The organism is Cellulomonas endometrii (assembly GCF_949769265.1).
Classification (GTDB): Bacteria; Actinomycetota; Actinomycetes; order Actinomycetales; family Cellulomonadaceae; genus Cellulomonas; species Cellulomonas endometrii.
This window is the reverse complement of the sequence record NZ_CATKPC010000008.1, coordinates 132572-159190: the sequence shown is the minus strand read 5'-3', so window position 1 is coordinate 159190 and position 26619 is coordinate 132572. Positions and strand designations below refer to the sequence as shown.

The 26619-nt window shown below is 75.8% G+C and carries 24 protein-coding genes, 1 tRNA gene and 1 pseudogene; 13 read left to right on the top strand and 13 right to left on the bottom strand.

The genetic code is table 11. The annotated features are described in order from the left end of the window. Positions 1-44: 44 nt before the first annotated feature. From QNH85_RS10935 to QNH85_RS10925, 3 genes are all read left to right on the top strand, one after another. On the top strand, positions 45-971 hold the full coding sequence (locus QNH85_RS10935; protein WP_282946438.1) for an LLM class flavin-dependent oxidoreductase: 927 nt from the start codon (positions 45-47) through the stop codon (positions 969-971). Beyond that, on the top strand, positions 968-3235 hold the full coding sequence (locus tag QNH85_RS10930) for an LLM class flavin-dependent oxidoreductase (protein WP_282946437.1): 2268 nt from the start codon (positions 968-970) through the stop codon (positions 3233-3235). Before QNH85_RS10935 ends, QNH85_RS10930 begins: the two co-directional genes overlap by 4 nt. Positions 3236-3401: 166 nt before the next feature. Next, positions 3402-3572 carry a hypothetical protein gene (locus QNH85_RS10925; protein ID WP_282946436.1) on the top strand — a complete coding sequence of 57 codons (171 nt, stop codon included), beginning with the start codon at positions 3402-3404 and terminating at the stop codon, positions 3570-3572. Between the two features lie 53 nt (positions 3573-3625). Here QNH85_RS10925 and QNH85_RS10920 read toward each other — a convergent pair whose 3' ends face one another. Further along, positions 3626-3793, bottom strand: coding sequence for a hypothetical protein (locus QNH85_RS10920; protein WP_282946435.1), 168 nt, complete (start codon positions 3791-3793; stop codon positions 3626-3628). Between the two features lie 89 nt (positions 3794-3882). Next, complete coding sequence (locus tag QNH85_RS10915) at positions 3883-5517, bottom strand: FAD-binding protein (RefSeq protein ID WP_282946433.1); 1635 nt, start codon at positions 5515-5517, stop codon at positions 3883-3885. Between the two features lie 73 nt (positions 5518-5590). On the opposite strand from QNH85_RS10915, the pseudogene QNH85_RS20025 reads away from it, so the two are divergent. Continuing rightward, positions 5591-6037: pseudogene (locus QNH85_RS20025) on the top strand (hypothetical protein); the annotation flags it as partial. Between the two features lie 336 nt (positions 6038-6373). On the opposite strand, the gene QNH85_RS10910 reads toward QNH85_RS20025, so the two are convergent. Genes QNH85_RS10910 through QNH85_RS10895 form a run of 4 tightly spaced genes read right to left on the bottom strand, consistent with a single transcriptional unit; the run spans position 6374 to position 9860 of the window. Next, a complete protein-coding gene (locus QNH85_RS10910; RefSeq protein WP_282946431.1) occupies positions 6374-6967 on the bottom strand; it encodes a TetR/AcrR family transcriptional regulator in 594 nt (197 codons plus the stop codon). A gap of 40 nt (positions 6968-7007) precedes the next feature. Then, positions 7008-7856 (bottom strand): CPBP family glutamic-type intramembrane protease, encoded by an 849-nt coding sequence (locus QNH85_RS10905; protein ID WP_428830394.1) that lies wholly within the window; start codon positions 7854-7856, stop codon positions 7008-7010. A gap of 25 nt (positions 7857-7881) precedes the next feature. Then, positions 7882-9165: an MFS transporter gene (locus tag QNH85_RS10900; RefSeq protein ID WP_282946429.1), complete on the bottom strand. Its 1284-nt coding sequence runs from the start codon at positions 9163-9165 to the stop codon at positions 7882-7884. A gap of 23 nt (positions 9166-9188) precedes the next feature. Beyond that, positions 9189-9860, bottom strand: coding sequence for a type 1 periplasmic-binding domain-containing protein (locus QNH85_RS10895; RefSeq protein ID WP_282946427.1), 672 nt, complete (start codon positions 9858-9860; stop codon positions 9189-9191). A gap of 311 nt (positions 9861-10171) precedes the next feature. Here QNH85_RS10895 and QNH85_RS10890 point away from each other — a divergent pair, with 311 nt between their 5' ends. The 4 genes from QNH85_RS10890 to QNH85_RS10875 all read left to right on the top strand — a co-directional run bounded on the left by QNH85_RS10890 (position 10172) and on the right by QNH85_RS10875 (position 16455). Then, a complete protein-coding gene (locus QNH85_RS10890; protein WP_282946425.1) occupies positions 10172-11335 on the top strand; it encodes a HupE/UreJ family protein in 1164 nt (387 codons plus the stop codon). A gap of 157 nt (positions 11336-11492) precedes the next feature. Beyond that, positions 11493-13475, top strand: coding sequence for a purple acid phosphatase family protein (locus QNH85_RS10885; RefSeq protein ID WP_282946424.1), 1983 nt, complete (start codon positions 11493-11495; stop codon positions 13473-13475). Positions 13476-13571: 96 nt separating this feature from the next. After that, a complete protein-coding gene (locus QNH85_RS10880; RefSeq protein ID WP_282946423.1) occupies positions 13572-14669 on the top strand; it encodes a WxL protein peptidoglycan domain-containing protein in 1098 nt (365 codons plus the stop codon). A gap of 169 nt (positions 14670-14838) precedes the next feature. Next, a complete protein-coding gene (locus tag QNH85_RS10875; RefSeq protein WP_282946421.1) occupies positions 14839-16455 on the top strand; it encodes a methyl-accepting chemotaxis protein in 1617 nt (538 codons plus the stop codon). 124 nt (positions 16456-16579) lie between these two features. Here QNH85_RS10875 and QNH85_RS10870 read toward each other — a convergent pair whose 3' ends face one another. From QNH85_RS10870 to QNH85_RS10840, 7 genes are all read right to left on the bottom strand, one after another. Then, positions 16580-17191, bottom strand: a complete 612-nt coding sequence (locus QNH85_RS10870; protein ID WP_282946419.1) for a hypothetical protein — start codon at positions 17189-17191, stop codon at positions 16580-16582. Continuing rightward, positions 17188-17967 (bottom strand): hypothetical protein, encoded by a 780-nt coding sequence (locus QNH85_RS10865; protein WP_282946418.1) that lies wholly within the window; start codon positions 17965-17967, stop codon positions 17188-17190. The genes QNH85_RS10870 and QNH85_RS10865 overlap by 4 nt, the downstream gene beginning before the upstream one ends. Beyond that, positions 17964-19253, bottom strand: a complete 1290-nt coding sequence (locus QNH85_RS10860) for a WXG100 family type VII secretion target (protein ID WP_282946417.1) — start codon at positions 19251-19253, stop codon at positions 17964-17966. The genes QNH85_RS10865 and QNH85_RS10860 overlap by 4 nt, the downstream gene beginning before the upstream one ends. After that, a complete protein-coding gene (locus tag QNH85_RS10855; protein WP_282946415.1) occupies positions 19253-19549 on the bottom strand; it encodes a hypothetical protein in 297 nt (98 codons plus the stop codon). The genes QNH85_RS10860 and QNH85_RS10855 overlap by 1 nt, the downstream gene beginning before the upstream one ends. 137 nt (positions 19550-19686) lie before the next feature. Then, complete coding sequence (locus QNH85_RS10850) at positions 19687-20160, bottom strand: hypothetical protein (RefSeq protein WP_282946414.1); 474 nt, start codon at positions 20158-20160, stop codon at positions 19687-19689. 123 nt (positions 20161-20283) lie between these two features. Further along, positions 20284-20359 (bottom strand) — tRNA-Arg (locus QNH85_RS10845). A 71-nt stretch (positions 20360-20430) separates the two neighbouring features. Continuing rightward, positions 20431-21084 carry a FadR/GntR family transcriptional regulator gene (locus tag QNH85_RS10840; RefSeq protein ID WP_213282244.1) on the bottom strand — a complete coding sequence of 218 codons (654 nt, stop codon included), beginning with the start codon at positions 21082-21084 and terminating at the stop codon, positions 20431-20433. Positions 21085-21191: 107 nt separating this feature from the next. Here QNH85_RS10840 and QNH85_RS10835 point away from each other — a divergent pair, with 107 nt between their 5' ends. From QNH85_RS10835 to QNH85_RS10815, 5 genes are all read left to right on the top strand, one after another. Beyond that, the gene (locus QNH85_RS10835) at positions 21192-22469 is read left to right on the top strand and encodes a CynX/NimT family MFS transporter (RefSeq protein WP_282946411.1); all 1278 of its coding nucleotides are present in this window, start codon (positions 21192-21194) and stop codon (positions 22467-22469) included. 89 nt (positions 22470-22558) lie between these two features. After that, positions 22559-24238: an arginine--tRNA ligase gene (gene argS / locus QNH85_RS10830; RefSeq protein ID WP_282946410.1), complete on the top strand. Its 1680-nt coding sequence runs from the start codon at positions 22559-22561 to the stop codon at positions 24236-24238. Next, complete coding sequence (lysA, locus tag QNH85_RS10825; protein ID WP_282946409.1) at positions 24235-25614, top strand: diaminopimelate decarboxylase; 1380 nt, start codon at positions 24235-24237, stop codon at positions 25612-25614. Before argS ends, lysA begins: the two co-directional genes overlap by 4 nt. 52 nt (positions 25615-25666) lie before the next feature. Then, positions 25667-26269 carry a nucleotidyltransferase family protein gene (locus QNH85_RS10820; protein ID WP_282946408.1) on the top strand — a complete coding sequence of 201 codons (603 nt, stop codon included), beginning with the start codon at positions 25667-25669 and terminating at the stop codon, positions 26267-26269. Continuing rightward, positions 26266-26598, top strand: a complete 333-nt coding sequence (locus QNH85_RS10815; RefSeq protein WP_282946407.1) for a HepT-like ribonuclease domain-containing protein — start codon at positions 26266-26268, stop codon at positions 26596-26598. The genes QNH85_RS10820 and QNH85_RS10815 overlap by 4 nt, the downstream gene beginning before the upstream one ends. Positions 26599-26619: the final 21 nt, after the last annotated feature.

Below are 26619 nucleotides of genomic sequence, written 5' to 3'. Positions count from 1 at the left end.
CGGGGCATACGATCTCACCGACCACTCGATGCGAAGAGGTGCACATGACGGACTACGGCCACGACCTGCTGTTCGGGTCGTTCATCACGCCGAGCAACGCGGCGCCCGAGCGCGTGGTCGCGCTCGCGCAGCTCTCCGAGCAGGCGGGCCTGGACCTCGTGACGTTCCAGGACCACCCGTACCAGCCGTCGTTCCTGGACACCTGGACCCTGCTGTCCTGGGTCGCCGCCCGCACCGAGCGCATCCGCCTCGCGCCGAACGTCGCGAACCTGCCGCTGCGCCCGCCCGCCGTGCTCGCCCGCTCGGTCGCCAGCCTGGACCTGCTGTCCGGGGGGCGCGTGGAGCTCGGGCTCGGCTCCGGCGCGTTCTGGGACGCGATCGAGGCCATGGGCGGCACGCGGCTCACCCCCGGCCAGGGGGTCGACGCGCTGAGCGAGGCCATCGACGTCATCCGCGCGCTGTGGGACACCGGCGAGCGGTCGCGGGTGGACCTCCCGGGGACGCACTGGTCGGCGGTCGGGGCGAAGCGCGGGCCCGCGCCGGCGCACCCCGTCGGCATCTGGGTGGGGGCGTACAAGCCGCGGATGCTGCGACTGACCGGCGAGAAGGGCGACGGCTGGCTGCCGTCGCTGTCCTACCTCGGTGGTGCGGGCGACCTCGACGGGGCCAACGCGCGGATCGACGACGCCGCCGCCGGTGCGGGTCGCGAGCCGGGGGCCGTGCGCCGGCTGCTGAACGTCGGCGGGCAGCTGACCTCGCGCCCGACCGGCTCGCTGCTGGCCGGCCCGCCCGAGCAGTGGGTCGAGGAGCTGGCGACCCTCGCGCTCGAGCACGGGACGAGCGGCTTCATCGTCACCGGGGACGACCCGACGGTGCTCGCGACCGTCGGCCAGGAGATCGCCCCCGCCGTGCGCGAGCTGGTCGCCGCGGAGCGCACGACGCGCGGCACGACCACGGGGTTCCCGGCGTGAGCGGGGACTTGGGGCACCCGCTGCAGGTCGGGGTCGAGCTGCCCGTCGACGCGGCGGCCCCCGACGCGGCGGTGCGGGCGGCCCGGCACGCCGAGCGGCTCGGCCTGGACCTCGTCGTCGTGCCGGACGCGCCGGGCGGGCTCGACCCGTGGACCACGCTCGGCTGGGTCGCGGCGAGCACGGAGGCCGTGGGCCTCATGACGCGCGACCTCCGCCTGGCCGACCGCCCGCCGGCCGTGCTGGCCCGCGCCGTCGCGAGCCTGGACCAGCTCGCGTCCGGCCGGGTCGCGCTGGGCCTCGCCCCGGCCGGCGACGCGGAAGCGCTGGGGGAGGGCGTCGCGGTGCTGCGCGGGATGTGGGACGCCGCCGACCCGCGGCCGCTCGTGCTCGACGGGCGGCACCACCGGGTCGCCGGCGCCCAGCGCGGCCCCGCCCCGGCGCACGAGCTCCCGGTGTGGCTGGGCGGCGCGCCCGGACCCGACGGCCTCGCGCTGGCCGCTCGGGCGGCGGACGGGTGGTGGCTCACGCCGCCGGGCGGCACGGACGCGGCCGGGCTGTCAGCCGGGCTGGCCGCCGAGCTGGACGAGGGGCTGGACGAGGGGCTGGACGAGGCGCTGCACGAGGAGCAGGACGCCCTGGACGCCGCGCTGACCGCCGCCGGCCGCGACCCCCGCGAGGTCCGCCGCGGCCTCGTCCTCGACGCCGGGGCCCTCCACGCCGGGGCCCTCGGGTCCGCACCGTCCGCCGCCGCGGCCCTGGCCGCGCTGGTCCTCGACGCGGGCGTCGGCACGCTCGTGCTCGCCGGCGCGGACGAGGCGGCGCTGGAGCGGTTCGCCGTCGACGTGCTTCCCCTGCTGCGCGCCCGGGTGGCGAGCGAGCGGGCCGCCCGCGGCACGGTCGTCGGCACGGTCCGGAGCGCCGCCGTGCTCGCGGCACGCCGCCCGGGCATCGACTACGCCGCGGTCCCCGAGGCGCTCGCGGGCTCCGCGGTGGAGCCGGGCGACGTCGGGTACGCGGCCGTGCGGTCGACGTACATGCGCGGCGGCCGGCCGGGGCTCGTCCTGCGGCCGGGCAGCACGGCGGAGGTCGTCGCGGCGCTGGCGTTCGCCCGGGGGCAGGACGTGCCGCTCGCGATCCGCAGCGGCGGGCACGGCATCAGCGGCCGGTCGACCAACGACGGCGGCATCGTCGTCGACCTCGGCCGGATGAACGCGATCGAGGTGCTGGACGTCGCGACCCGGCGGGTCCGGATCGAGCCCGGTGCGCGGTGGGGCGAGGTCGCCGAGGCCCTGCAGCCGTACGGCTGGGCGCTGACGTCCGGCGACTACGGCGGCGTCGGCGTCGGTGGGCTCGCGACGGCCGGCGGCATCGGGTTCCTCGTGCGGGAGCACGGCCTGACGCTCGACCACCTGCGCGCGGCGGAGGTGGTGCTGGCGGACGGATCGGTGGTGCGCGCGAGCGAGGACGAGAACCCGGACCTGTTCTGGGGCGTGCGCGGCGCCGGGGCCAACCTGGGCGTCGTCACGTCGTTCGAGTTCGAGGTGGACCAGGTCGGCGACGTCGGCTTCGCGCAGCTCGCCTTCGACGCGACCGACACCGAGCAGTTCCTGGTCGACTGGGGCGCCACCGTGGAGGCCGCCCCGCGCGACACGACGGCGTTCCTCATCATGGGCCCGCCGCGGGGCGGGCGGGTCGTCGCGCAGGTGATGGCGATGGTCGACTCCGACGACCCGGACACGATCATCGAGCGCCTCCAGCCGTTCGCGCTGATCGCCCCGCTCCTGCAGCAGCAGGTGCAGGTGGTCCCGTACAGCGCGGTGGTGTCCACCCCGGCGCACCACACCTCCGACGGCGAGCCGGTCACACGGACGGGGATGGCCGAGCACCTGACGCCCGCGCTCGCCGCCGACGCCGCCCGGCTGGTCCGCAGCGGGGTCACGCCGTTCTTCCAGATCCGCGCGGCCGGCGGTGCCGTGCACGACGTGCCCGCCGACGCGACCGCGTACGCGCACCGGTCGGCGAACTTCAGCGTGCTCGCGATGGGCAGCAGCCGCCGGCGGCTCGACGCGGTGTGGGACGCGATGGCCCACCACTTCGACGGGCTGTACGTGTCGTTCGAGACGGACCCCCGGCCGGAACGGGTCGCCGAGGCCTTCCCCGGGCCGACCCTGCAGCGGCTCCGCGAGCTGAAGCGCCGGTACGACCCGCACGACGTGTTCCGGCACAACTTCTCGGTCGCCGAGCCGCCCGCCGTGGTCGTGTAGTCCGTCCGGAGGCGGAGGCGCGACGCCGGAAGGACCACGGACCGGCCCCGGCGTACGCCCTGCGTCGTACCCGAAGATACGGCCGGCGGCCGATCCGCTCGCGGTGGTCGGTCCGCGACGATGGACGAGTCAGCACGCACGGGACCCCGGAGCAGCAGGAGCAGTCATGTCGTCGCAGGTGTGGATCGTCGTCGCAGGCCTCGTGGCCGTGATCGTCGTCGTCGGCCTGGGCGACCTGGTGCAGCGCGCCCGGGAGTCCCGCAGCCAGTCCCGCAGCTCCCGTCCGGCGGAGACGCTGGCCGGGTCGTCGCGCGAGCCGCTCGCCGCGCGGCGCTGAGCGTCACGGACGCCCGCACCCGGAGGGGGGTGCGGGCGTCCGTGCGCGTCCGGCTACTCGGCGAGCCCGAGCCGCTCGGCCGCGCGGCGCTCCAGGTCGTCGATCTGCTGCGCGTCGCCGCCGCCGGACTTCTTCGCGGCGGTGTCGGCGACCGGCTCGATGCCGCTCGAGTGGTCGGTGGTGCCGCCCGTGGCGCTGTCGGTCGTGCGGTCGTCGCTCATGTGCGGTCCTCTCGTCGCGGGTGCGCGTCGCCCTCAGTCTCGGCCGGGCGCCCCGCCCCCGCGACCGCTCGGGCCGGCTCAGGCGGTGCTCACGGCCGCGCCATGCGCCGCGCGGCCCGCATCCCGAACACCGCCGCCGGCCCGATGGTCGACCCGGGGCCGGGGTACGTGCGGCCCATGACGGACGCCGAGCTGTTCCCCGCGGAGTACAGCCCGCCGATCACCGTGCCGTCCTCGCGCAGCGCCCGCCCGTCGGCGTCGGTGAGCACGCCGCCCTTGGTGCCCAGGTCCCCGATGACGACCTGGAACGCCGTGAACGGCCCCCGCTCGATCGGCCCGAGGTTGGGGTTCGGGTGCACCGTGGGGTCGCCGTAGTACCGGTCGTAGGCGGAGTTCCCGCGGCCGAAGTCGCCGTCGACCCCCGACCGGGCGAAGCCGTTGAACCGCTGGATCGTCGCCCGGAACCGCGTGGGGTCGACGCCGGTCCGGCGCCCGAGCTCCTCGAGCGTCCCCGCCTTCACGTAGGTGCCGGCCTCGGCCATCGCCTTGAGGGCCCGCGGGTCGAGCGCGTAGTTGCGCAGGTAGCGGCGGGCGTGCCGCGCGTCGGCCACGAGCCAGTACGGGCCGTCGGGGTCGTGCGCCAGCATGTGGTGCCCGAGGTCGACGTAGGACTCCGACTCGTTCGCGAACCGGTCGCCGCGGGCGTCGACCAGGATCGAGTACGGCAGCGACCGCTCGCCGACCAGGAACGCGGGCCCGCCGCCGGGAGGCGCGGCGACCGAGGCGCCCCACCACGCGTCGTCCATGAGCTCGACGGCGGCGCCGACGGACTGGGCGATCTCGATCGGCAGCCCCAGGTTGCCGGGGTTGCCCGAGGGGTCGCCGTCGATGCCGTGGTGCTTCTGCCGCCAGGCGGTGTTGTGGTCGAAGCCGCCCCCGGCGAGCATCACGCCCCGGCGCGCCCGGACGGTCACCGGCCGGCCCTCGCGCGTGACCCGGACGCCGACGACGCGGTCGCCCTCCAGCACCAGCGACTCCAGCGGGCTCTCGAGCCACAGCGGCACGCCCTGCTTCTGCACGACCGCGTCGAGGAACGAGGTCGCGAGCGCCGCCCCGATCCCGGCGAGCCGCTGGCCGCGGGCGACCGCCCCGAGCGCCCGGAACACGAACCGCGCGCCGCGCACGAAGCCGCCGGGCGTCGACCAGGCCCGCTCCAGCAGCCACATGTCGTCGGTCTTGATCGGCAGCGGCACGGCGGCGCGGCAGGACGCCCACCAGTCGCCGATGACCTTGGTGTCGACCGGCCGGTGCTCCACCGACCGGCCGATCTTGCCGCCCGGCAGCTCCGGGTAGTAGTCGGGGTAGTCGGTGGCGCGGGTGAAGACCATGCCGTACCGCTCGGCGGTGGTGACGAAGTCGGCGACCCCGTCGACGAAGGCCTCCTTGCGCTCGCGCGACGAGGCGCGGCCGGCGTCGCCGATCGACGCCTCCATGTAGGTGAGCGCCTCGTCGCGGGAGTCACCCACGCCGTCGCGGCGCATCAGCGGGTTGTCCGGGAGCCACAGGCCACCGCCGGACATGGCGGTGCTGCCGCCCCACTTGTCGGTGCTCTCCAGCAGCAGCACGCTCAGGCCCTCGTCGACGGCACCGAGGGCGGTCGCGAACCCCGCGCCCCCCGTGCCGACCACGACGACGTCGTAGGTGTGGTCGAAGACCTCGGGCATCTGTCCTCCAGCGCGCGATACGGACACCGGTGTCCGGTTGTGTCCAGCATGCGCCCGCCGCGGTCCGAAGGCAATGGCCCCCGGGTCGCCGTGCGCCGGTCGTCAGCCTTCCGGGCGACCCGTCCCGCCCCGGCGTCCCCCTGCGGTCGCTGGCGTACCGCGGTCGCGGTACGCGGAGTCCCTCCCGCAGGATGACGACCGGTGCGAGGCGGGTGGGCAGGCTGGACGCATGACGCCGGACCGGCCGGCGGGCACCCGAGGAGGAGCCGTGCCCCGCACGCCCACGCCCGTCCCGGACGGCGTCCCCGTCGCCCCGGACGTGCGCCTGGCCGCCGCCCTGCACTCCGCCGGGGTGCGCGCCGGCCACCGCGTCTCCCTGCTCGTCGACCCGGGCCCGGTGCGCGGCGCCGTGGTCGCCGCCGCGTTCCGCCTCGGTGCCGTCCTGGTCGCCGCGAGCCCCGAGCTGGGCGAGCGGGCGGCGGCCGACGCGCACGCCGCGGCCGAGCCGGACGTGGTCGTCGCCGACCGGCGCGGGCAGCGCGTGGCCCGGCGGCTGCGGACCCCGTTCCTGCGGGTGGGGACCGAGCGCCGGCGCCTGGCCGTGGGCGGCGCCGTGCCCGTGCACGACCTGGTCACGCGTCACCTGCTGCTGGCCCTGCCCGCGGACCCCGGCCCCGACGGGGACGCCGCGCTGCTGTTCGCCGCCTCCGACGCCCCCGGCGAGGGGCCGCTCGGCGTGCACTGGACCCGGGCGGACCTGACGGCGCTCGCCGCGTCCGCACCGGGGTCCGCCACCGCGGCCCCCCACCGCGGACCCCGCGCGGCGACCACCGCGCTCGCGCGCGACCTCGTGGCGTCAGTCGTCGGCGGGCAGCACGAGGGTGGGCTCCGGCAGCTCGTCCGGCGCGTCGAGCAGGACGCCCCGCAGCGCGAGCACCAGGCCCCGGCGGACGGCCGGGCGCGCCCGCTCGGCGTCCTCCACGGCCAGGACGCCCTCGGCCATGGCGAACAGCAGCCGGACGTCGTCGACCGTCACGTCGGGCCGCACCCGGCCGCGCCCGCGCGCGTCGTCGAGCGCACCGGCGAGCAGGGCGGTGGCGCGGCGCTCGACCACCGCGAGCCCGGGGTCGGTGGCGTGCGTGGCGTGCACGGCGGCGAACAGCCCGGGGGCGTCGGCCTGCAGGGCGCTGATCTCCGCGACCAGGTGCTCGAGCAGCCGCTCGGGGGGGAGGGCCGCGACGTGCCGCTCGAGCGCCTCGACGCGCGCGGTGTAGACGGCGGCGATCAGGGCGGCGCGGTCGGGGAAGTGCCGGTAGAGCGTGCCGCGGCCGACGCCGGCGCGCTGCGCGACCCGGTCGAGCGGGACCGCGGCCCCGGCCTCCCGGAACACGCCCTCGGCCGCGGCGACGATCCTCGCCCGGTTCCGCACCGCGTCCCGTCGCTCGCCCACCCGGCCGAGGGTAGGGGACGGCCGGGCCGGTCGCGGGCGCTCAGCGGGGTGCGGTGACGAAGACGTCGAGCAGCTCGGGGTTGTGGGCGTGCACCAGGACCCCGAACACCACGAGGTCGAACAGCAGGTGCACGGCGACGACGTAGGTCAGCGACGTGCTCCGGGCGAAGATCCACCCCTGGACCAGCGCGAACGGGACGGTGAGCAGCGGCCCCCACTCCCGGTAGCCGAGCTCCCACAGGAACGACACGAACACGGTCGCCTGCAGGACGTTCGCGGTCCACAGCCCCACGTGCTGGCGGAGCAGCGCGAACACGGTGCAGACGAAGAACAGCTCGTCCCAGATGCCGACCGCGTTGACCCCGACGAACAGGCGCGCGATCTCCTGCCCGGTCGTGACCTCCGGCCAGTTGCGGTAGGCCCCGGAGCCGATGAAGTAGAACGGCAGGATGAGGTAGCCGGCCACCACCACGACCAGCAGGTACACGAGCTGCGCGCGGCCCCACCGCCGGCCCGTGCGCACCGGGAACCGGATCGAGCGCTGGCCGAACGCGTACCGGGACAGCGCCCACGGCACGAGGACGGCCAGCGACAGCGCGACCGTGAACCGCGCCATGCCGGCGTCGCTCAGGTCCGCCTCCAGCGAGATGGCGGAGATGATCGCCATCCCGGTCCCGATCAGCGCGAGGTCCCGCCCGAGCGCGCGGTCCACCGCGAGCGCCAGCGCGACGCCCGCGACCAGGGGCAGGTAGCCCACGGGGCGGACGTGCACCGCGAACAGCAGCACGGCGGAGCCGCAGACCAGCGCGGCGGCGAGCAGGCGCACCGGCGAGCCGATCGCCCACGGCGGGCGGGCGGCCGGCGCGGCGGTCGTGGGCGCGGTCGTCACCCTGCGAACGGTGCCACGGGTCCGGTCAGGCCGCGACCGGCTCGGCGACGTGCGCGGCGCGGAACCGCGCCACCGTCACGCTGAACACGAGCGGCACCACCGCGCACAGCAGCAGCGCCGGGCGCAGCCCGCTGCCGCCGTCCTCGGGCAGGAGCCCCGCCACCGGGGCCAGCACGCCGTCGGCCGCGCCCGCGAGCAGGCCCGCGACCCAGGGGCCGAGGGTGCCGCCCGCGTCGCCGGCCAGCGCCAGCAGCGCGAACATCGCGGCGCCGCCGAGCGGGAACCGGGCGGACGTCAGGGAGAACGTGCCGGGCCACAGCAGGCTGACCGAGAGCCCGCACAGCGCGCACGCCAGCAGGCTCACCGCGGGCGTGCCGGCGGTCGCCGCGACGACGTAGCAGACCGCCGCGGCGGCGCTCGACAGCATCAGCACCCGGTGCAGGGCGACCCGGTGCCCCCACAGCCCGTACGCCACCCGGCCCAGGCCCATCAGGACGGCGAACAGCCCCGGCCCGAGCAGGTCCCCGACCTCCTTGCCGACGCCGGTGCCCTGCTCGGCGAAGAACGACGACCACTGCGACACCGTCAGCTCGGCCGCGCCGCCGGTCATCATCAGCACGAGCGCGGCCAGGAACAGCGGGGTGCCCAGCATCGAGCGGATCGACGTCCGGTGCTCCTCGGGCACCGTCTCGGGCAGCGGCACGCGCAGGAACGCCACCAGGTTCGCCAGCGGGACCAGCGCCCACAGCACCGGCAGGACCGGCCACAGCCCGTGCCCGAGCAGCCCGAGCAGGGCCGTCGTCCCGACCACCACCGCGAGCTGGCCCCAGCAGTAGAACGAGTGCAGCAGGGCCATGCCGGCGGCCTTCTGCTCGAGAGGAGTGGGCAGGTGCTCGACGACCGGGCTCACCAGCACCTCCAGCAGGCCGCCGCCGACGGCGTAGACCACGACCGCGAGGCACAGCCCCACGAACGGGTCCGCGGTGACGAACGGCAGGACGGCGAGCAGCACCAGGCCGAGCGCGGCGAGCACGTGCGCGAGCACCAGCGGCCGGCGGTAGCCGATCCGGTCCACGACCCGCATGACGGACAGGTCGGTGAGCAGCTGCACGCCGAAGTTCAGCGCGGCCAGGCCGCCGAGCTGCGCGACGGGGATGTCGAACCGGGTGTGGAAGACGATGAACAGCAGCGGCGTCAGGTTGTTGACGACGGCCTGCACGACGTACCCGGCGTAGCTGGCGCGCCTGGTCGCGGCGAAGTCCGGCACGGGGTGGGGCGCGGGCAGGGTCGGGGTGCGTCGTCGGGCCACCGCGCGACCGTACCGGCTCGCGGTCAGTCGACCCGGACGACGATCCCGGTCACGCCGCCGAGCACCGCGCCGACCCCGGCGCGCACGGCGGCCGCGCAGCGCTCCGCGGTGAACGTCGCCGGGTCGTACGCCGACGCCGCGCCGTTGCCCTCCCCGCGGAACGAGGCGCCGGTCCAGTCGACGGCCGTCACGTTGGCGGTCGGCTCGGCGATCTCCGCCCCGACGACCAGGAACTGCTGGTCCAGGTGGCTGGCGCTCACCACGGCGAGGGGGTCGACCAGGTCGTTCCCCGCGCTGATGACCAGGTCCGCGCCCATCCCGGCGGCCTCGGCGATGTCCGGCACGAGGTCGGCGGGGGCCTCCGGCTCGAGGGTGCGCAGGTCGACGCCCTCCGCCTCGGCCCACTCCCGCACCGCGCCGGCGAGGGTCCGCGTCGGCTCGTCGTCGCCGCTGGTCAGCAGGACGACGCGGTAGCCCTCGCGCGGCCCGATCCCGTCCCAGGACCCGGCCTCGGGGACGACGGTCGCCTCGGGGCTGGGCGTCTCGCCGGGGGCGAGGAACCCGGAGCCGAGCTCGCCGACGGCGACGGGGCCGTCGTGGGGGCGGGTCCAGTCGCCGGCGCCGCACCCCGCGAGGAGCACGGCGAGCGCGAGCGCCGGGGCCGCGACCACGGCGCGGGCGGGGTGGCGGTGCACGGCACCCTTCCTACCCCACGGTGCCGGGGTCTCCGGCGGCCGGGGAGGGCCGCGCGTCGACCGTTCCGCGCGAGTTCGCCCGCGGTGCCCCGCGCGTTCACGCGGGGGCGGCAGATTGCCCGGGCCACCCACCGAGGAGTCCGATGCCGCGCCGCGCCCGTCCCGCCACCCCCGCCCGCCCGACGCGCTCGACCGGGGCGGGTGGAACGTCCGAGCGGACACGCCGGCGGCGTGTCGGTCCGCACGTTCCACCCGGCGGGTCGCGCGGTGGGTCGCGCGGCGGGTCGCGTGCGCTGGTCGCGCTGCTGCTCGTGCTGGGCGGGGTGCTCGCGGGCGCCGCGCCGGCCGCCGCGCACGGGTTCACCTCCGTGGTGTTCGCCTACGTGACCGCGCCCCGGGACGGGGTGGTCCGCTCCGAGCTCGGCCTCGAGTACGACCTGCTCGTCGTGTCGGCGGCCGACGCGCAGGGGGACGACCCGCTGTTCCAGGACGGCACCGCGGCCTTCGAGAGCGGCGACCCGGGCGAGCAGTCCGCCGCGCTGGAGGACCACGCCGGCACCGTGCTGGCGTACGTGGGCGACCGGTACACGGTGACGTCCGCGGGGGAGGACTGCGTGCCCCGCCAGGCCGGGGAGGTGCGGATCGAGCAGCGCGAGGGCGTCCCGTACGCCTTCCTCACGCTCGACCACACGTGCGCCGCGTCCGACGGCGCGCACGAGATCAGCAGCACGCTGTTCGGCGACGACGAGGGCTACGTCACGGGGACCACCACGGTCGTGACGTACGCGCTCGACGCGACGTCGGGGAGCGCCGCGCTGGACGCCGCGCAGCCGTCGTTCTCCACCGAGCAGTCGGGCTGGGAGCGGTTCGCCGAGTTCTTCACCCTCGGCGCCGAGCACCTGCTGTTCGGCCTCGACCACGTCCTGTTCCTGCTGGCGGTGATCGTCGGGTCGCGGCGGCTGCGCGAGATCGTGCTGACGGCGACCGCGTTCACCGTGGCGCACTCGATCACGTTCGTCCTCGCGGCCACCGGGCTCGTGCACGTCTCCGGCGCCGTGGTGGAGCCGGTCATCGCGCTGTCCATCGCCGTGGTCGCCGGCTGGCACCTGTGGCGGATCCGGGACCGCGGCGAGCACGCGGGCGAGCTCGCGCCCGGCACCGGCCGGCTGGGGCTGGACCGGTCCGGCTGGGTGCGCGTCGGCGTCGTGCTGGTGTTCGGGCTGGTGCACGGGCTGGGCTTCGCCGGGGCGCTCGGGATCGACGAGCCGTGGTCCTGGACGCTCCTGTGGTCGCTGCTCGTGTTCAACGTCGGCATCGAGGCCGTGCAGCTGGCGATCATCGCCGTGGTGTTCCCCGTGCTCGCGCTGCTGCGACGGCGGGTGCCCGGCGTCGCGACGTGGGTCACGGGGACCGTCGCGGCCGGCGTGGCCGTCATGGGCCTGGTCTGGTTCGTGCAGCGCCTGTGGGGCGGCTGAGCCCCGGCCAGGTGTTCCGGGGGGTGCCACGCGGCCGATCGGCAAGGTTCACGGGGCGTTTACCTGCGACGTACAGGTTGTCCTTGATCTTCCGGTTCTACCGATTTCTCCGGTTTCTCAGCTTCTCCCACCTCGGATCGAAGAGAACGGACGACGCATGTCCTCCAGCACGAGAGCCCCCCGCGGGCGCGCCCGGCAGCTGTCGGTGCGCCTCACGGCGCTCGCCGTCGGCACCGTCATGGCGGTCGGCGGCATCGCGGCAGCCGCGCCGGCGACCGCCGCCGACACCACCTACACCGGCCTCGTCCTCGGCGTCGGCGCCGACGAGACCCAGCGCATGGTCACCTGGTACACCTCGGCCGACACGCAGCAGGTCGTCCAGGTCGCCCCCACCTCCTCGGTGGTGGCCGGCGCGTTCCCCGCCGGCTCGCCGACCTACTCCGCCACCGGCTCGGCGAACATCGCCTCCAGCGGCGGCTTCAACCGGCACGCGACGATCACGGGCCTGAAGGAGCACACCACGTACTCGTACCGGGTCGGCTCCGAGGGCGCGTGGTCGCAGGCGTACTCCTTCGCGACCCAGTCGTTCGAAGGCGAGTACGACTTCCTGTTCCTCGGCGACCCGCAGATCGGCTCGTCGGGCAACGTGGCCAAGGACCAGGCGGGCTGGCAGGACACCCTCGACGTCGCGCTCGCGGCGAACCCGCAGGCGGAGATCCTCGTCTCCGGCGGCGACCAGGTCGAGACGGCCAACACCGAGGCCCAGTGGGACGCGTTCCTCGCGCCCGACCAGCTGCGCCAGTACCCGTTCGGCGCGACGATCGGCAACCACGACGTCGGCGGCAAGGCCTACGAGCAGCACCTGGCCACGCCCAACACCGACCGGTCCGCCGCGCTGTACGCCAACGGCCAGCCGACGTCCAACACCTCGGGCGGCGACTACTGGTACATGTACAAGGACGTGCTGTTCATCGACCTGAACAGCAACTCCTACGCGACCGCCACGGGCGGCGGCGGCGACGCGGCGCACATCGCCTACGTCACGGACGTGATCGACCAGCACGGCGCGGACGCCAAGTACACGGTCCTCGTCTACCACCACTCGATCTACTCGCCGGCCGACCACGCGCAGGACAACGACAACAAGGCCCGCCGCGTCGACTTCCCGACCGCGTTCTCGAACCTCGGCGTCGACCTGGTGCTCCAGGGCCACGACCACTCGTACTCGCGCAGCTACCTGATCAAGAACGGCGAGAAGGCCGACCCGGCCGAGCAGCCCGGTCAGGACGAGGTCTTCGCCGGCCCCGGCGGCGTGCTGTACGTGACGGCCAACTCGGCCTCGGGCTCGAAGTACTACGACATCACCGAGCCCGACGGCAGCGGCACGTCGGGCGCGGGCAACGGGGCGGACCCGCTGAACCCGGACAGCTACTGGTACAACTCGGTCCAGAACCAGGAGCACGTCCGCTCCTACGTCAAGGTGCAGGTCCGCAGCGACAAGCTGGTGGTCGAGGGCATCCGCTCCGGCACGTGCGACGCGCCGAACGCGGCCGTCGAGCTCGGCAAGGTCTCCTGGTGCGGCCCGGACAGCGGCGCCACCGCGGCGCAGCCGGTCGGCTCGGTCGTCGACTCCGTGGTCGTCCACCCGTACCACGGCGACGGGCAGGAGATCCAGGTCGCGGTCCCCGAGGCCGCCCCGGGCGAGTTCGGCTGGACCATCGACGGCCACAACGGCCTGGTGGACCTCGGCACCGCGGTCGACAACGCCGGCGAGTTCTTCGAGGCGACGGGCGCGATCAACCCGATCGCCGTCTCCGACACCCGCCGCTCGCAGGCCCCCTGGTCGATCTCGGCCTCGGTCGGCGACTTCCGGGACGCCGGCAAGACCTTCGACGGCTCGGCCCTGGGCTGGACCCCGAAGGTCGTCGAGGAGGGTGCCGGTGCCCGCGCCGGCGCGCCCGTTGCCTCCGGGTTCGACGGCGGCAACGGCCTGTCGGTCTCCCGGGCGCTCGGCGCGGCCGACCAGGGCCACGAGACCGGCACCGCGAAGCTCGGCGCGGACCTCGACCTGAAGATCCCCGGCGACGTCGAGCAGGGCACGTACCGCGCGACGCTCACCATCACGGCCCTGAGCAGCTGATCGCCCGGGACCACCTCCGGGCGGTGGGGCGGGTGCCGGACGGCGCCCGCCCCACCGCCCGTGCCCCCCCGTCCTCCCCGCACCCCCGAGGTCCCGATGCCGCACCCCCGCACGCCGGCCGCCCTCCGCAGCCTCCTCGTCCTGCTGACCGCCGTGGCCGCGCTCGTCGGCACCGGCAGCGCCGCGACGGCCGCCGCCGATCCTGCCGCCGGGGCCGACGACGTCACGTGGACCGTGCGCACCGCGTCCAACGACTTCGGCTCCGACCGCACCGGGTTCGCGTACAGCGTGGAGCCCGGCTCCTCCGTCGAGGACGCCCTGGTGGTCGCCAACCACGGGGACGAGCCGCTGGACCTCGCCGTCTACGCCGCCGACGGGTACACCACCGAGAGCGGCCAGCTCGACCTGCTCACCCCCGACCTGGAGTCGACGGGCGTCGGCGCCTGGCTGACCACCGGGAGCGGCAGCGTCACCGTGGAGCCCGGCGCGACCGTCGAGCTGCCGTTCACCGTCGCGGTCCCGGACGACGCGACGCCGGGTGACTACGCCGGCGGGGTGCTGACCTCGCTCGTCCAGGCCGACGCGGCCGAGGGCATCACCGTCGACCGCCGGCTCGGCATCCGCGTCGACCTGCGCGTCGGCGGCGAGCTGGCACCCGCGCTCGCCGTCGAGGACGTGCGCGTCGGGTACAGCGGCACCCCGAACCCGGCCGCGGGCGGCGACGCGACGGTCACCTACACGCTGCACAACACGGGCAACACCGCGCTGTCCGCCCACCAGGACGTCGCGGTGTCCGGCCCGTTCGGGCTGCTGCGGGCCGACGCCGGTGACGTCGGGGCGCCGCCGCAGCTGCTGCCGGGGGAGGAGTGGACCGTGTCCGTGCCGGTCGCCGGCGCGTGGCCCACGCTGCGGCTCGGTGCCGAGGTCACGGTCACGCCCACGCTCACCGACGCGGCGGGGTCGACGTCGTCGCTGACGCCGGTGACGGGCACCGCGCACACCTGGGCGGTCCCGTGGACGCTGCTCGTGGTGCTGCTGCTCCTCGCGACCGCGGCCGTCCTGCTGCCGCGTCTCGCCCGGCGCCGCCGGCGGGACCGGGCCGCCGCCGAGGAGCGCCGCGTGCAGGAGCGCGTCGACGCGGAGCTCCGGGCGCGGCAGGCCGGGGAGGCGGTGCCGACGCCACGGGTGCGCTGAGCGCGCGGGTCGCGCGGCGCTGAGCGCACCGGAGGCCGGGACGGCGCTGAGCGCGCAGCGGTGACGCGCGTCTCGCCGGCCACGGGTCAGACCGTCGCGTCCGCGGCCGATCGGGAGGGCACCCGAGGCGCGCACCCCAGCGCCTCACGTGCTCGAAGCGAGGCCCCTCATGCGTGGTTGGCGTGACCAGTCCATCGGCCGCCGGATGTCCGCGGTGTTCGGCTCCCTGATCGCGGTGCTCGTGCTGGCCATCGCGGTGGGCATCGTGACCGCGCAGACGCAGCGCTCGTACGCCGACCAGGTCGCGGCCGCCGACCGCGTGCTGCGCCTGGCCGACGACGCCCGGTTCCAGATCGCCGACGCCACCGGGTGGCAGGGCCTGGTCCTGGCCGACGTCACGGCGTTCGGCCCGGAGGCGGCGCTCGCGGACGACTCCCAGAACCGGGCGGGCGTGCTGCAGGCGCAGCAGGACGTGCAGGCCTGGTTCGCGGACCTGGACCTGACCGGCGCGACCCCCGAGGAGCAGCAGGCGTTCGCGGCGCTCGAGCCCGCGTGGGACTCGTTCTTCGCCGGTGACGCCGAGGTGGTGGCGCTGCTCGCCACCGGCGACCCGGACGACTACCGCGCCGCGCTGACGAGCATCAACGAGGGCAGCGCGGGGGAGTCGTACGCCCAGGTGCTCGAGCTCGCGGAGCAGGTGCAGGCGTCCGCCGGCGCCCGCGTCACGGCGCTGCAGGAGGCCCAGAGCGCGGCGCAGGAGCGCGGCCGGCTCGTGCTGGTCCTGGTCGGGGCCGCGGCCGCCGCGTTCGCGGTGTTCGCCGCGCGGAAGGTCACCCGGGACATCGCCGGGCCCGCGAGCCGCATCCGGGACGTCGCTGCCGCGATGGCCGACGGTGACCTGACCCGGCGCACCGGCCTCACGGGGGGCGGGGAGATCACCCGCGCCGGCGCCGCGCTCGACGCGGCGATCGCGTCCATGTCGGCGGTCGTCCGGCAGGTGGCGAGCACGGCGGACCGGACCAGCGGGACGGCGGCCGCCCTGCGGGACGCCTCGCGCGACGGCGCGCGGGCGGCCGGGGAGACGTCCGCCCAGGCCGGCGCGGTCGCCGCGGCGGCGGAGCAGGTGTCGCGGACGGTGCAGACCGTCGCCGCGGGCACCGAGCAGATGGGTGCCAGCATCCGGGAGATCGCGCAGAACTCCGCGCAGGCCGCCCGCGTCGCCGGCGAGGCCACGGCCGTCGCCGAGGCGACGAACGAGCAGGTGGCGCGGCTGGGGGCGTCGAGCCAGGAGATCGGCAACGTCGTCAAGGTGATCACGTCCATCGCGGAGCAGACGAACCTGCTGGCGCTGAACGCGACGATCGAGGCGGCTCGCGCCGGGGAGGCGGGCAAGGGCTTCGCCGTCGTCGCCGGCGAGGTCAAGGAGCTCGCGCAGGAGACCGCCAAGGCGACCGAGGACATCGCCCGCCGGGTCGACGCGATCCAGGCCGACACGTCCGGCGCCGTGGTGGCGATCGGCGAGATCGCGGAGATCATCGCCCGCATCAACGACTACCAGCTGACGATCGCCTCGGCGGTCGAGCAGCAGACCGCCACGACCAACGAGATGTCCCGCGGCGTGGCCGAGGCGGCGCAGGGCGCGGCCGACATCGCGCAGAACGTCACGGCCGTCGCCGCCAGCGCGGGGACGAGCGCGCAGGCGCTCACCCAGGTCGACGGCAGCATGGACGGCGTCGTGGCGCTGTCGCACGAGATGGCGGGCAGGATCGCGGCGTTCCGCGTCTGACGAGCGCGCGGGCGTCCGGCCGCGCCCCCCCGAGGTCGTCATCTGCGCACGAGGTCGTCCCGCACACCTGACGACCTCGTGCCGGACTGACGACCTCGGCGCGCAGCCTGGCGCCGGCCGGGGGTCAGCCGCCGAGCTGCGAGCCGACCGCCCCCGCGCCGCCCGCCTTCGCCGCGTTCACCGCGCCGTAGGTGAGCAGCGGGGCGAGCGGGGAGCCCCGCAGGTCGCCGCCCGCCTCGAGGTGGTCCGCCTGCGCGCGCAGCGCACGGGCCACCGCGGGCGCGCCGCCGGCGCGGTGCCGCTCGACGGTGTCCGCGAGGGAGCGCAGCAGCTCGGGGGGCAGCGACGCCTCGACGTAGTCGGTGAGCGACAGCACCGAGACGAACAGCCGCCGGCGGGACCCCTGCGGCCGGGCGCCCAGCAGCAGGCCCCCCGCACCGTTCGGCACCAGGGCGACGCTCGTGGTCGGGCCGAGGGGCACGCGCCGCCGGAACCGGCCCAGGCGCACCACGACGAGCGCGCCGCCCGCCGGCTCGAGCCAGGTCGAGCGCCACAGCAGCCCGGCCGTGAGAAGCGCGAGCACGGGGACCGTCACGAGCACCGCCAGCCGGTTCTCCGGCTGCGTGACGGCGATGACGACCATGACCACCACGACCGCCACCGCCGTGGCGACCAGCCAGCGCCGGCCGGAGCGTGACGTCGGGACGGGCAGCCGCACCGCGTCGGGCGCGCTCACCGGCCGGCCCCGCCCGCGGGGACGGCCGCGTCGACGGCGACGGCGGCGAGGTCCCGCACGTGCGCCTCCAGGTCCTCCCGGCTGACGGGCGACGCCGTGACCGGGCCGCGGTCGCCCTCTCGCGCGGACAGCAGCCACGCGCCGCCGGGGCCGGTGAACAGGCCGCTCAGCGGCGGCTGCCGGTCGTCGACCGTCCGGACCACCACGTCCGCGCGCAGGAGCGCCGACCCGAGCCGCTCGGTGATCTCCAGCGGGGGCTCGGAGGGGTCGGGCACCTCGATCGCGGGGCCGGACCCGTCGGCCGTCCCCGGGTGCACGGCGGCGTCAAGCAGCAGGTCGCCGAGCGTGTCGGCCCGCGCGAGCGCGAACCGGTGCAGGCCGTCCGCGCTCACCTGCTCGACCAGCACGACGTCCCGCACCACGTGGGCGTACCAGAAGTCCTGCCCGATCACCGTGGTCCGCGCGACGCACACCACTGCGGGCGCGCCTCGGCGCAGGGCCACGAGCGACAGCACGTCCTCGCGGACCTGCAGCTCGACGGTCGGCTCGCCGACCGCCGCGGCCAGCGCCTCCGCCGTCGGGGGGTCGACGATGCCGCGGGCGAGCAGGCCGCGGTAGGCGGTGCGCAGCGCGAGGGCGCGGTCCGCGTCGGGCAGGGTCGCGAGGTGCGGCTGCACGACCAGGCTCTCGGGGCCGTGCAGCACCGCGAGCTCCTCGTCCGTGAGCACCTCGACGGGCACGGCGGCGGCCTCCGCGGCCGCGGTACCGGCGCTCACAGCAGCCCGAACGAGACGACGTCGAGGGCGCCCTTGCCGAAGTCCGAGACGGCGTCCTTGGCCTTGTCGACCTGCTCGCCGGCCCAGTCCGCGGCGCCGGAGACCGCGTCGGTGGTGGCGTTCCACGCGCCGACGGCGGCGTCCTTGACGTGACCGGCCGCGGAGCCGAGGAAGTCCCCGATGGCCTCGCGGTTGTCCCACACGAGGTTCCCCAGGCTCCACGCGCCGTACGCGAGCACCGCGCCGCCCGCGACCGCGAGGCCGACAGGCCCGAGCGCCACGACGCCCGCGCCCGCCGCCAGCAGGGCGCCCGCGCCGACCGCCCCGCCGAGCCCGAAGGCGCGCGTCGCCCACCCGCGGGCGCCGTCGTAGCCGCCGCCGGTGACGGTGTCGACCACGCCGGTGACGACGGTCAGCGGCAGGAACGCCTTGCCGAGGAGGCCGGCGGCGCGCGAGCCGATGATCTTGCCGAGGAACCCGCCCCCGGGCTTGCCGTTCTTGAACGCGTCGAGCGCGGCGTCCGCCTTCGCGAAGTTGTCGAGCATCGCCTGGTAGTGCGTGATCGGCGCGCCCGAGGCCTTGAGGAACTGCAGGTACGCCGTCGACTTGGTGGCCGACTTCACGACGCCCTGGATCACCTGCGCGAGCGCCACGCCGCCGGCGCCGACCCCGCCGAGCGCGGCGATGACGTCGCCGCTCTCGAACGCGCGCTGCAGGTACGCGTCGACGGCGGACGCCAGCGTCTGCGGGACCTCGACGGCCGAGAGCCGGTCCGCGACCTGCTGGTCCGTGGTCGCGACCGCGGTCAGGGCCGACCCGATCGCCTCCGCGTGCTGCTCGGCCTCGTCGTTGAGCGCGCGCTGGTCGGCGTCACGCCGGGCCGCCGCGCCGTCGGGGTCTCCCGCGGCCGTTATCACCGGCGGCAGCGTCGGGGCGGTGACCCGCCCGTCGTCGTCGACCCGGAACCCCGCGGCGACCGCGGCGTCGACCGTCGACAGCACCGCTGAGCGCGCGCGGCCCAGGTCGGTGGCGCCCGCGGCGAGCGCGGACCGGGCCGCCTCGAGCGCGTCCGCCAGCTCGAACCCCGTGGTCGCCTCGCGCGCCATCCGCTCCGAGGCGGCGCGCGCGGCGTCGCCGTCCCACACGTCGGTCAGCCGCGTGATCGCGGACCGCGCCGCCTCGACCTGGGACTCGACGGTCTGCTGCGCGGTCGCGACACCGGTCGCGGCCTCGGCGAGCGCCTCCGGGCGCCAGCCGCGCACGACCTCGAGCGTCAGCGCCGCCATCACTGTACCGCCATCGCGCCGAAGCGGCTCTGCACCGAGCTCTCCGCGCCGCGGTAGCCCGCCGCGGACCCGGACGCGCTCGCCGACATCCCGCGGACGTTCTCGCCGAGCACCTGCACCGCCGCGGCGACCCGCGTCGACACCCACACCGCCGCCCCGGCCGTCGCGGAGCCCGGCAGCGCGCCGTCGACGCCCGCGAAGGGCCCGGCGACGTCCACCTCCTGCAGCGCCGCGGCCGCGGCCTCGAGATCCGTCGCCGCGGTGTCCAGCGCCGCGATCGAGACGTCCACGCTCATGCTCGCCCGTTCCTCCGTGCTCGTCGTACCGATGTCGATCAGCCCGGTCACACCCGCCGGGTCCGGTTCGACCCGGTCGATTCAACCCGATCCGGGTCAGCCCAGCGCGATCGACGCAGCGCGATCACCCCAGCGGATCAGCCCAGCGCGCTGATCGCGCCGCCCCCGCCGAGCCCCACCAGCCGGGCCAGCGGCGACGAGGTCACCGCACCGCCCCGCTCCAGGTGCGCGGCGTGGGCGCGCAGGTCGGCCACCACGCGGGCCCCGTTGCCGACGCCGCGGGACTCCAGCGCATCGGCCAGCGCGCGCACCGCGTCGGCGGGCTGCGCGGCCTCCCGGCCGGAGCGCACGTCCAGCAGCGGGACGCTCGCGCGACGCCAGCCGGCCGCGCGCTCCACCGTCAGCTGCACCTGCGAGCGCCCGGCCGTCACGACCGCGTACGCGCGCCGGTCCAGCGCCACCGGCCGGACGCGGAACGACCGCCGCTCGGGGGACAGGACGCCGGCCGCCCGGTCGAGCGTGGCGTGCACCGCCCCGCGGCCCGACGGGTCGAGCTCCCGCAGCAGCACGACGTCGGCCGCACGGCCCCCCGCGGTCCCCGTTCCCGTCACGTCGGCGTCCCTCCTGTTCGCGGCGCCGGCTGCGCCGGGAGCCACGCTACACAGCGAGCCACGCCGGAGGGCGGCCGGGAACGACGAAGGCCCGGACCCCCGTGACGGGAACCCGGGCCTCGATGGTGCCCTCGATAGGATTCGAACCTACGACCTTCTGCTCCGGAGGCAGACGCTCTATCCACTGAGCTACGAGGGCGCTGGACCTGCATCGGACCGGCATCGCACCGAGTCGTACCGACCGGCGCGATGCATGAGACTACCAGCCCTTCAGTCCTCCCCGAGCAGCCCCGACAGGTACGAGCTCGCCTCGTCCACGGCGCGGGCGTCGTCACCGGCGGCGATGGCCTCGACCAGCGCGTCGTGGTTGTCGCCGTCCTGCAGGATCTGCGCGAAGTTGAACCGGATGTTGTCGGTGACGGCGTCGATCAGGTTCTCGTAGAGCGACAGCAGCACGGGGTTCCGTGCGGCGCGGGCGATCGCCCGGTGCAGCGCCAGGTCCGTGGCCACCATCGCGTCCAGCGCGCCGGACCGGTAGGCCTCCGCGCGCTGGTCGCGCAGCGCGGTGATGGTGCCCACGTCGGTCGTGGTGCGGCGGCGCGCGGCCAGCCGGGCCGCCTCGACCTCCAGGCTGCGGCGGACCTCGATGACGTCGCGCTGCCGGGCGTCGGCGATCTGGCGGCCCATGCTCACCGCGAGCTCGGACGTCGACAGCACGTAGGTGCCGGAGCCCTGCCGGCGCTCGACGAGCCCGGCGTGCACCAGGGACTGCACCGCCTCGCGCACGGTGTTGCGGCCGACGCCGAGCAGCTCCACCAGCGCCGGCTCCGGCGGGATGCGGGTGCCGACCGGCCAGTCGCCTGAGGTGATGCGCGCCCTGAGCTGGGCCACCGTCGCGTCGATGAGGCCGGTGCGTCGCGTCATGCGGGGTAGTCTCCCTGGTCAGTTGTGCCGCGATTCAACACGAAGCCGGCACCCGTCCGCCAGCGCCCGCCGCAGCGCGCCCTCCCTCTGCTCGAACCGAGGCCGCAATGCCGTCTGCCCCTGTGCCCGTCCGCTCCGCCGCGCCCTGGCGCGGTCGCCGGATCGTCCTGCTGGGCGTCGTGCTGGTCGCGCTGAACCTGCGGATCGCGGTCGCGTCGGTGTCCCCGATCCTCGACCTGGTGCGCGAGGACGTCGCGCTGTCGGCCACCGAGGCGGGCCTGCTGGGGACCATCCCGGTGATCTCGTTCGCGGCGTTCGGGTCGCTGACCCCGGTGCTCGCGCGGCGCCTCGGGCTCGAGCCGCTGCTGGTCCTGGCGATGCTGCTGTCCGTGACCGGCGAGGTCGTGCGGTCCGGGACGTCGACCGCCACGGGGTTCCTGGGCTGGACCGTCATCGCGCTGGCGGGCATGGGGATGGGGAACGTGCTGCTGCCCCCGGTGGTCAAGCGGTACTTCCCGGACCGCATCGGCGTCGTCACGTCGGTCTACTCGGTGACGATGTCGGTCAGCACGGCGCTGCCGGCTCTGCTCGCCGTGCCGGTGGCCGAGCGCCTCGGCTGGCGGGTGTCGCTGTCGGTCTGGTCGGTGGTCGGCGTGCTGGCGGCGCTGCCGTGGGTGGTCGTGGTGGTGCGGTCCGCGGCCGCCCGCGCGGAGCTCGCGGGGGTGCTGCGGCGCTCGCCCACGACGACGCCCGCGCTGACGTCCCGGCACCGTTCCGGCGGCCGGGTGTGGCGCAGCCCGCTCGCGTGGGGCATGGGCGTGACGTTCGCGATGAACTCGCTCAACGTCTACGCCATGTTCGCCTGGCTGCCGCAGATCCTCATCGACGACGGCACGTCGCCGCACGCCGCGGGGACGTGGCTGTCGGTGTACGCGATCCTCAGCCTGCCGCCCGCGCTCGTCGCGCCGATCGCCGCGGCCCGGATGCGGAACCCGATCGGGCTGATCGTCTTCTTCGTCGCGTGCTTCGTCGCGTCCTACGTCGGGCTGCTCGTGTCGCCGGACGGTCCGCTGTGGCTGTGGATCGTGCTGGGCGGGCTCGGCCCGGGCGCGTTCCCGGTGCTGCTGGCGCTCATCAACCTGCGGACGCGGACCTCGGCCGGGGCGGCGTCGCTGTCCGGCTTCACCCAGGGCGTCGGGTACGCGATCGCCGGGACCGGCCCGCTGCTGATCGGCGTGCTCTACGACGCGACCGGCGGCTGGACGGCGGCGCTGCTGTTCCTCATCGGCACGCTGGTCGTGCTGCTGGCGGCGGCCACCGTCGCGTGCCGGCCGGTCATGCTCGAGGACACCTGGGGCCCGCGCGGGTCGACGCCGCCCGCCTGACCCCGCCGCGGCGGCCCGGGTCCGCCGCCCGGCTCCGCCGCCTGTGGACGACGGTCGGGGCAGGTGCGGGGCGTCGCTACGCTTGTCCGGTGACCCCTGCTGAGCTCTCCGAGTCCCTGCGCGCCGCCCTCGCGGGTGCCGTCGCCGACGGGACGTTCGCCCTGCCCGCCGCCGACCTGCCCGAGACGGTGCACGTGGAGCGACCCCGGCAGCGCGAGCACGGCGACTGGGCGACCAACGTGGCCATGCAGCTGGCCAAGAAGGCCGGCACCAACCCGCGCGCCTTCGCGGAGGAGCTCGCGCGCCGCCTCGCGGACGCCCCGGGCGTCGCGAAGGTCGACGTGGCGGGCCCCGGGTTCCTCAACATCACGCTCGACACGGCCGCCGCGGGCGAGCTCGCCCGGTCGGTCGTCGAGGCCGGGCCCGCGTACGGGCGCGGCACCTCGCTGGCCGGGCAGAGCATCAACCTCGAGTTCGTCTCCGCCAACCCCACCGGGCCGATCCACATCGGCGGTGTCCGCTGGGCCGCGGTCGGGGACAGCCTGGCGCGCGTGCTGGAGGCGTCCGGCGCCCGCGTCGGCCGTGAGTACTACTTCAACGACCACGGCGCGCAGATCGACCGGTTCGCCCGCTCCCTGCTCGCCCGGGCGAAGGGCGAGGAGGCGCCGGAGGACGGCTACGGCGGTCAGTACATCGCCGACATCGCCGACGCCGTGATCGCGCAGGCCGCCGCGGCCGGGGAGCCCGACCCCCGCACGCTGCCGGACGCCGACGCGCAGGAGGTGTTCCGCGCCCGCGGGGTCGACCTCATGTTCGGCGAGATCAAGCAGGCCCTGCACGAGTTCGGCGTCGACTTCGACGTGTACTTCCACGAGGACACGCTCCACGAGACCGGCGCCGTCGAGCGCGCGGTCGCCCGGCTGCGCGAGCTCGGCCACATCTTCGAGGCCGACGGCGCGACCTGGCTCCGCACCACGGAGTTCGGGGACGACAAGGACCGCGTCATCATCAAGTCCGACGGCGAGGCCGCGTACATCGCGGGCGACCTGGCGTACTACCTCGACAAGCGGGAGCGCGGGTTCGACCGCGTGATCATCATGCTGGGCGCCGACCACCACGGGTACATCGGCCGCATGATGGCGATGTGCGCCGCGTTCGGCGACACCCCGGGCGTCAACCTCGAGATCCTCATCGGCCAGCTGGTCAACCTGGTCAAGGACGGCCAGCCGGTCCGCATGAGCAAGCGCGCGGGCACCGTCGTGACTCTCGAGGACCTGGTGGAGGCCGTCGGCGTGGACGCCGCGCGGTACTCGCTGGCGCGGTCCTCGGCGGACTCCTCGATCGACCTCGACCTCGACCTGCTCACGCGGGCGACCAACGAGAACCCCGTCTACTACGTGCAGTACGCGCACGCCCGGACGTGCTCGGTGGCGCGCAACGCCGCCGACGCGGGCGTGCGCCGCGAGGACGGCTTCGACGCCTCGCTGCTCGACCACGAGTCCGAGGCGGTGCTTCTCGGACGGCTCGCCGAGCTGCCGCGGATCGTCGCGCAGGCCGCCGAGCTCCGCGAGCCGCACCGCGTCGCCCGCTACCTGGAGGAGCTCGCCGGGGCGTACCACAAGTGGTACGACCAGCGCCGCGTCCTGCCGTTCGGGGACGAGCAGGTCGGTGACGTGCACCGCACCCGCCTGTGGCTCAACGACGCCACCCGCCAGGTCCTGGCGAACGGCCTGCACCTGCTCGGGGTCAGCGCGCCGGAGCGCATGTGACCGCGCAGCCGCTGGGCCTGCCGTGGTCCGCCAACGCCACGCGCGGGGCGGACGGCGCCGTGCGCGTCGCGGGCGTCCACGTGCGCGACCTGGCGGCGCAGCAGGGCACGCCCGCGTACGTGCTCGACGAGGCGGACTTCCGCGCCCGCGCCCGGGACCTGCGCGGGGCGTTCGAGCGCGCGTTCGGCGAGATCGGCGCCGGCGTGGACGTCTACTACGCCGGCAAGGCCTTCCTGTCCGTGGCCGTCGCGCGCTGGGCGCACGAGGAGGGCCTGCGGGTCGACACCTCCACCGGCGGCGAGCTCGCGGTCGCCCTGCGCGCCGGCGTCCCGGGGGAGCACCTGGGGCTGCACGGCAACAACAAGTCCGACGCCGAGATCGCGCGGGCGCTCGAGGCCGGGGTCGGACGGATCATCGTCGACTCCTTCGGGGAGATCGAGCGGGTCGGCGCCGCGGTGCGCGCCCGCGGCGCCGGTGCCCCGCCCGCGCCGGTGATGGTGCGCGTCACCACGGGCGTGCACGCCGGCGGCCACGAGTACATCTCGACCGCCCACGAGGACCAGAAGTTCGGCCTGTCGGTCGCGGCCCGGACCGGCGGCGACGACCCGGTCAGCCCCGCGATGGCGGCGCTCGAGGAGATCCTGCGCCGGCCCGAGCTGCGGCTGCTCGGCATCCACTCGCACATCGGCTCCCAGATCCTCGACCCCGCCGGGTTCGCCGTCGCGGCCGCCAGCGTGCTGGGCCTGCGCGCCGACCTGGCGGCCCGCACCGGTTACCTGGTGCCCGAGGTGGACCTGGGCGGCGGGTTCGGCATCGCGTACCTGCCGGGGGAGGTGCCGCTCGACACCGGGCGCATCGCGACGGAGATCGCCGCGGCCGTCGACTCCGCCTGCGCGGCGCTCGGCACGCCGGTGCCGCGGTTGTCCTTCGAGCCGGGACGCGCGGTCGTCGGCCCCACCACGCTCACCCTGTACACCGTCGGGACGGTGAAGCCCGTGCGCCTGGACGACGGCAGCGAGCGGCTGTACGTCTCGGTCGACGGCGGGATGAGCGACAACATCCGCCCCGCCCTGTACGGCGCGCACTACCACGCGGCCGTCGTGTCCCGCACGGGCTCGGCGGACACCGTCCTCGCGCGTGTCGTGGGCAAGCACTGCGAGAGCGGCGACATCGTCGTGCACCAGGTGCAGCTCCCCGCCGACGTCGCGCCGGGCGACCTGCTCGCCGTCGCGGCGACCGGCGCGTACGGGCGGTCGATGGCCTCCAACTACAACCACGTGCCGCGGCCGCCGGTCGTCGCGGTCGCCGACGGGGCGACCCGGGTGCTGGTCCGGCGCGAGACCGAGGACGACCTCCTGGCCCTCGACCTCGGCTGACCCTGCCCGATAGCATGTGCTATCGGAGGTGGCGGCCATGGGGTCAGGTGCGGTGGACGACGGTCAGAAGGAGCCCGCCGGCGACCTGAGCCCGTCGCCGGTCGAGGAGGCGTTCGGCGCCTACGTCACGGAGGCGGCAGCGAGGGCCGACCGGCTGCGGGCGGAGGCGGCGAGGTCGCTCGTCACGGCAGCCCGTCAGGCGGCGGCGATGGGCTGGAGCCAGCGCCGCATCGGCGCCGCGCTCGGGCGCAGCCAGCCCGAGGTGGCCCGTCTCCTCCGGCGGGTCGAGCTCGTGAGCTCCCCGCCGGGCGCCGTGTCCGTCGCCGCCGACGAGGACCGGAGCTCGCCGGGGCCGCTGGAGGAGCCGGCGTCGATGCTCGGGCGCGTGCTCGGCAGCCGGCGCGAGGCGGTCGTCGCGGCGGCTGAACGCAACGGCGCCTCGAACGTCCGGGTCTTCGGCTCCGTGGCCCGGGGTCAGGACGGACCGGACTCGGACGTGGACCTGCTCGTCGACCCCGGCCCGGAGATGGGGCTCTTCGAGCTGGCGCGGCTGGAGATCGAGCTGACGGAGATCCTCGGCCGCCGCGCCGACGTCGTCCCCGCGCGATCGCTCCGTCCGGTGGTCGCCGCGACGGTGCAGGCGATACCCCTGTGAGCGCGACGCCCGCTGCGCTGGTGGAGGAGGCGCTGGAGCACCTCGGCAGGGTGCGGGCCCACCTCGCGCTCGTGTCGTACCACCCGGATCTGGCGCTGGACGCGGTGTGCCTTCGGCTCGCCGCGGCGCTGGACTGCGTGGGTCGCCTGCCGCCCGACCTCCGGGACGCCGCGTGCGACGGTGCCTGGCCCGTCGTCCGCGGCATGCGCAACCGCATCGTCCACGGCTACAGCACGGTGGACCCGGTCATGGTGCTGAGGACGCTCGAGCGGCGGCTCGAGCCGCTCGAGCGCGGGCTCGACGACGTCGCCAGAGTGCTGCGGCAGTGAGGTCTCGTGCCTCGGTCGCGC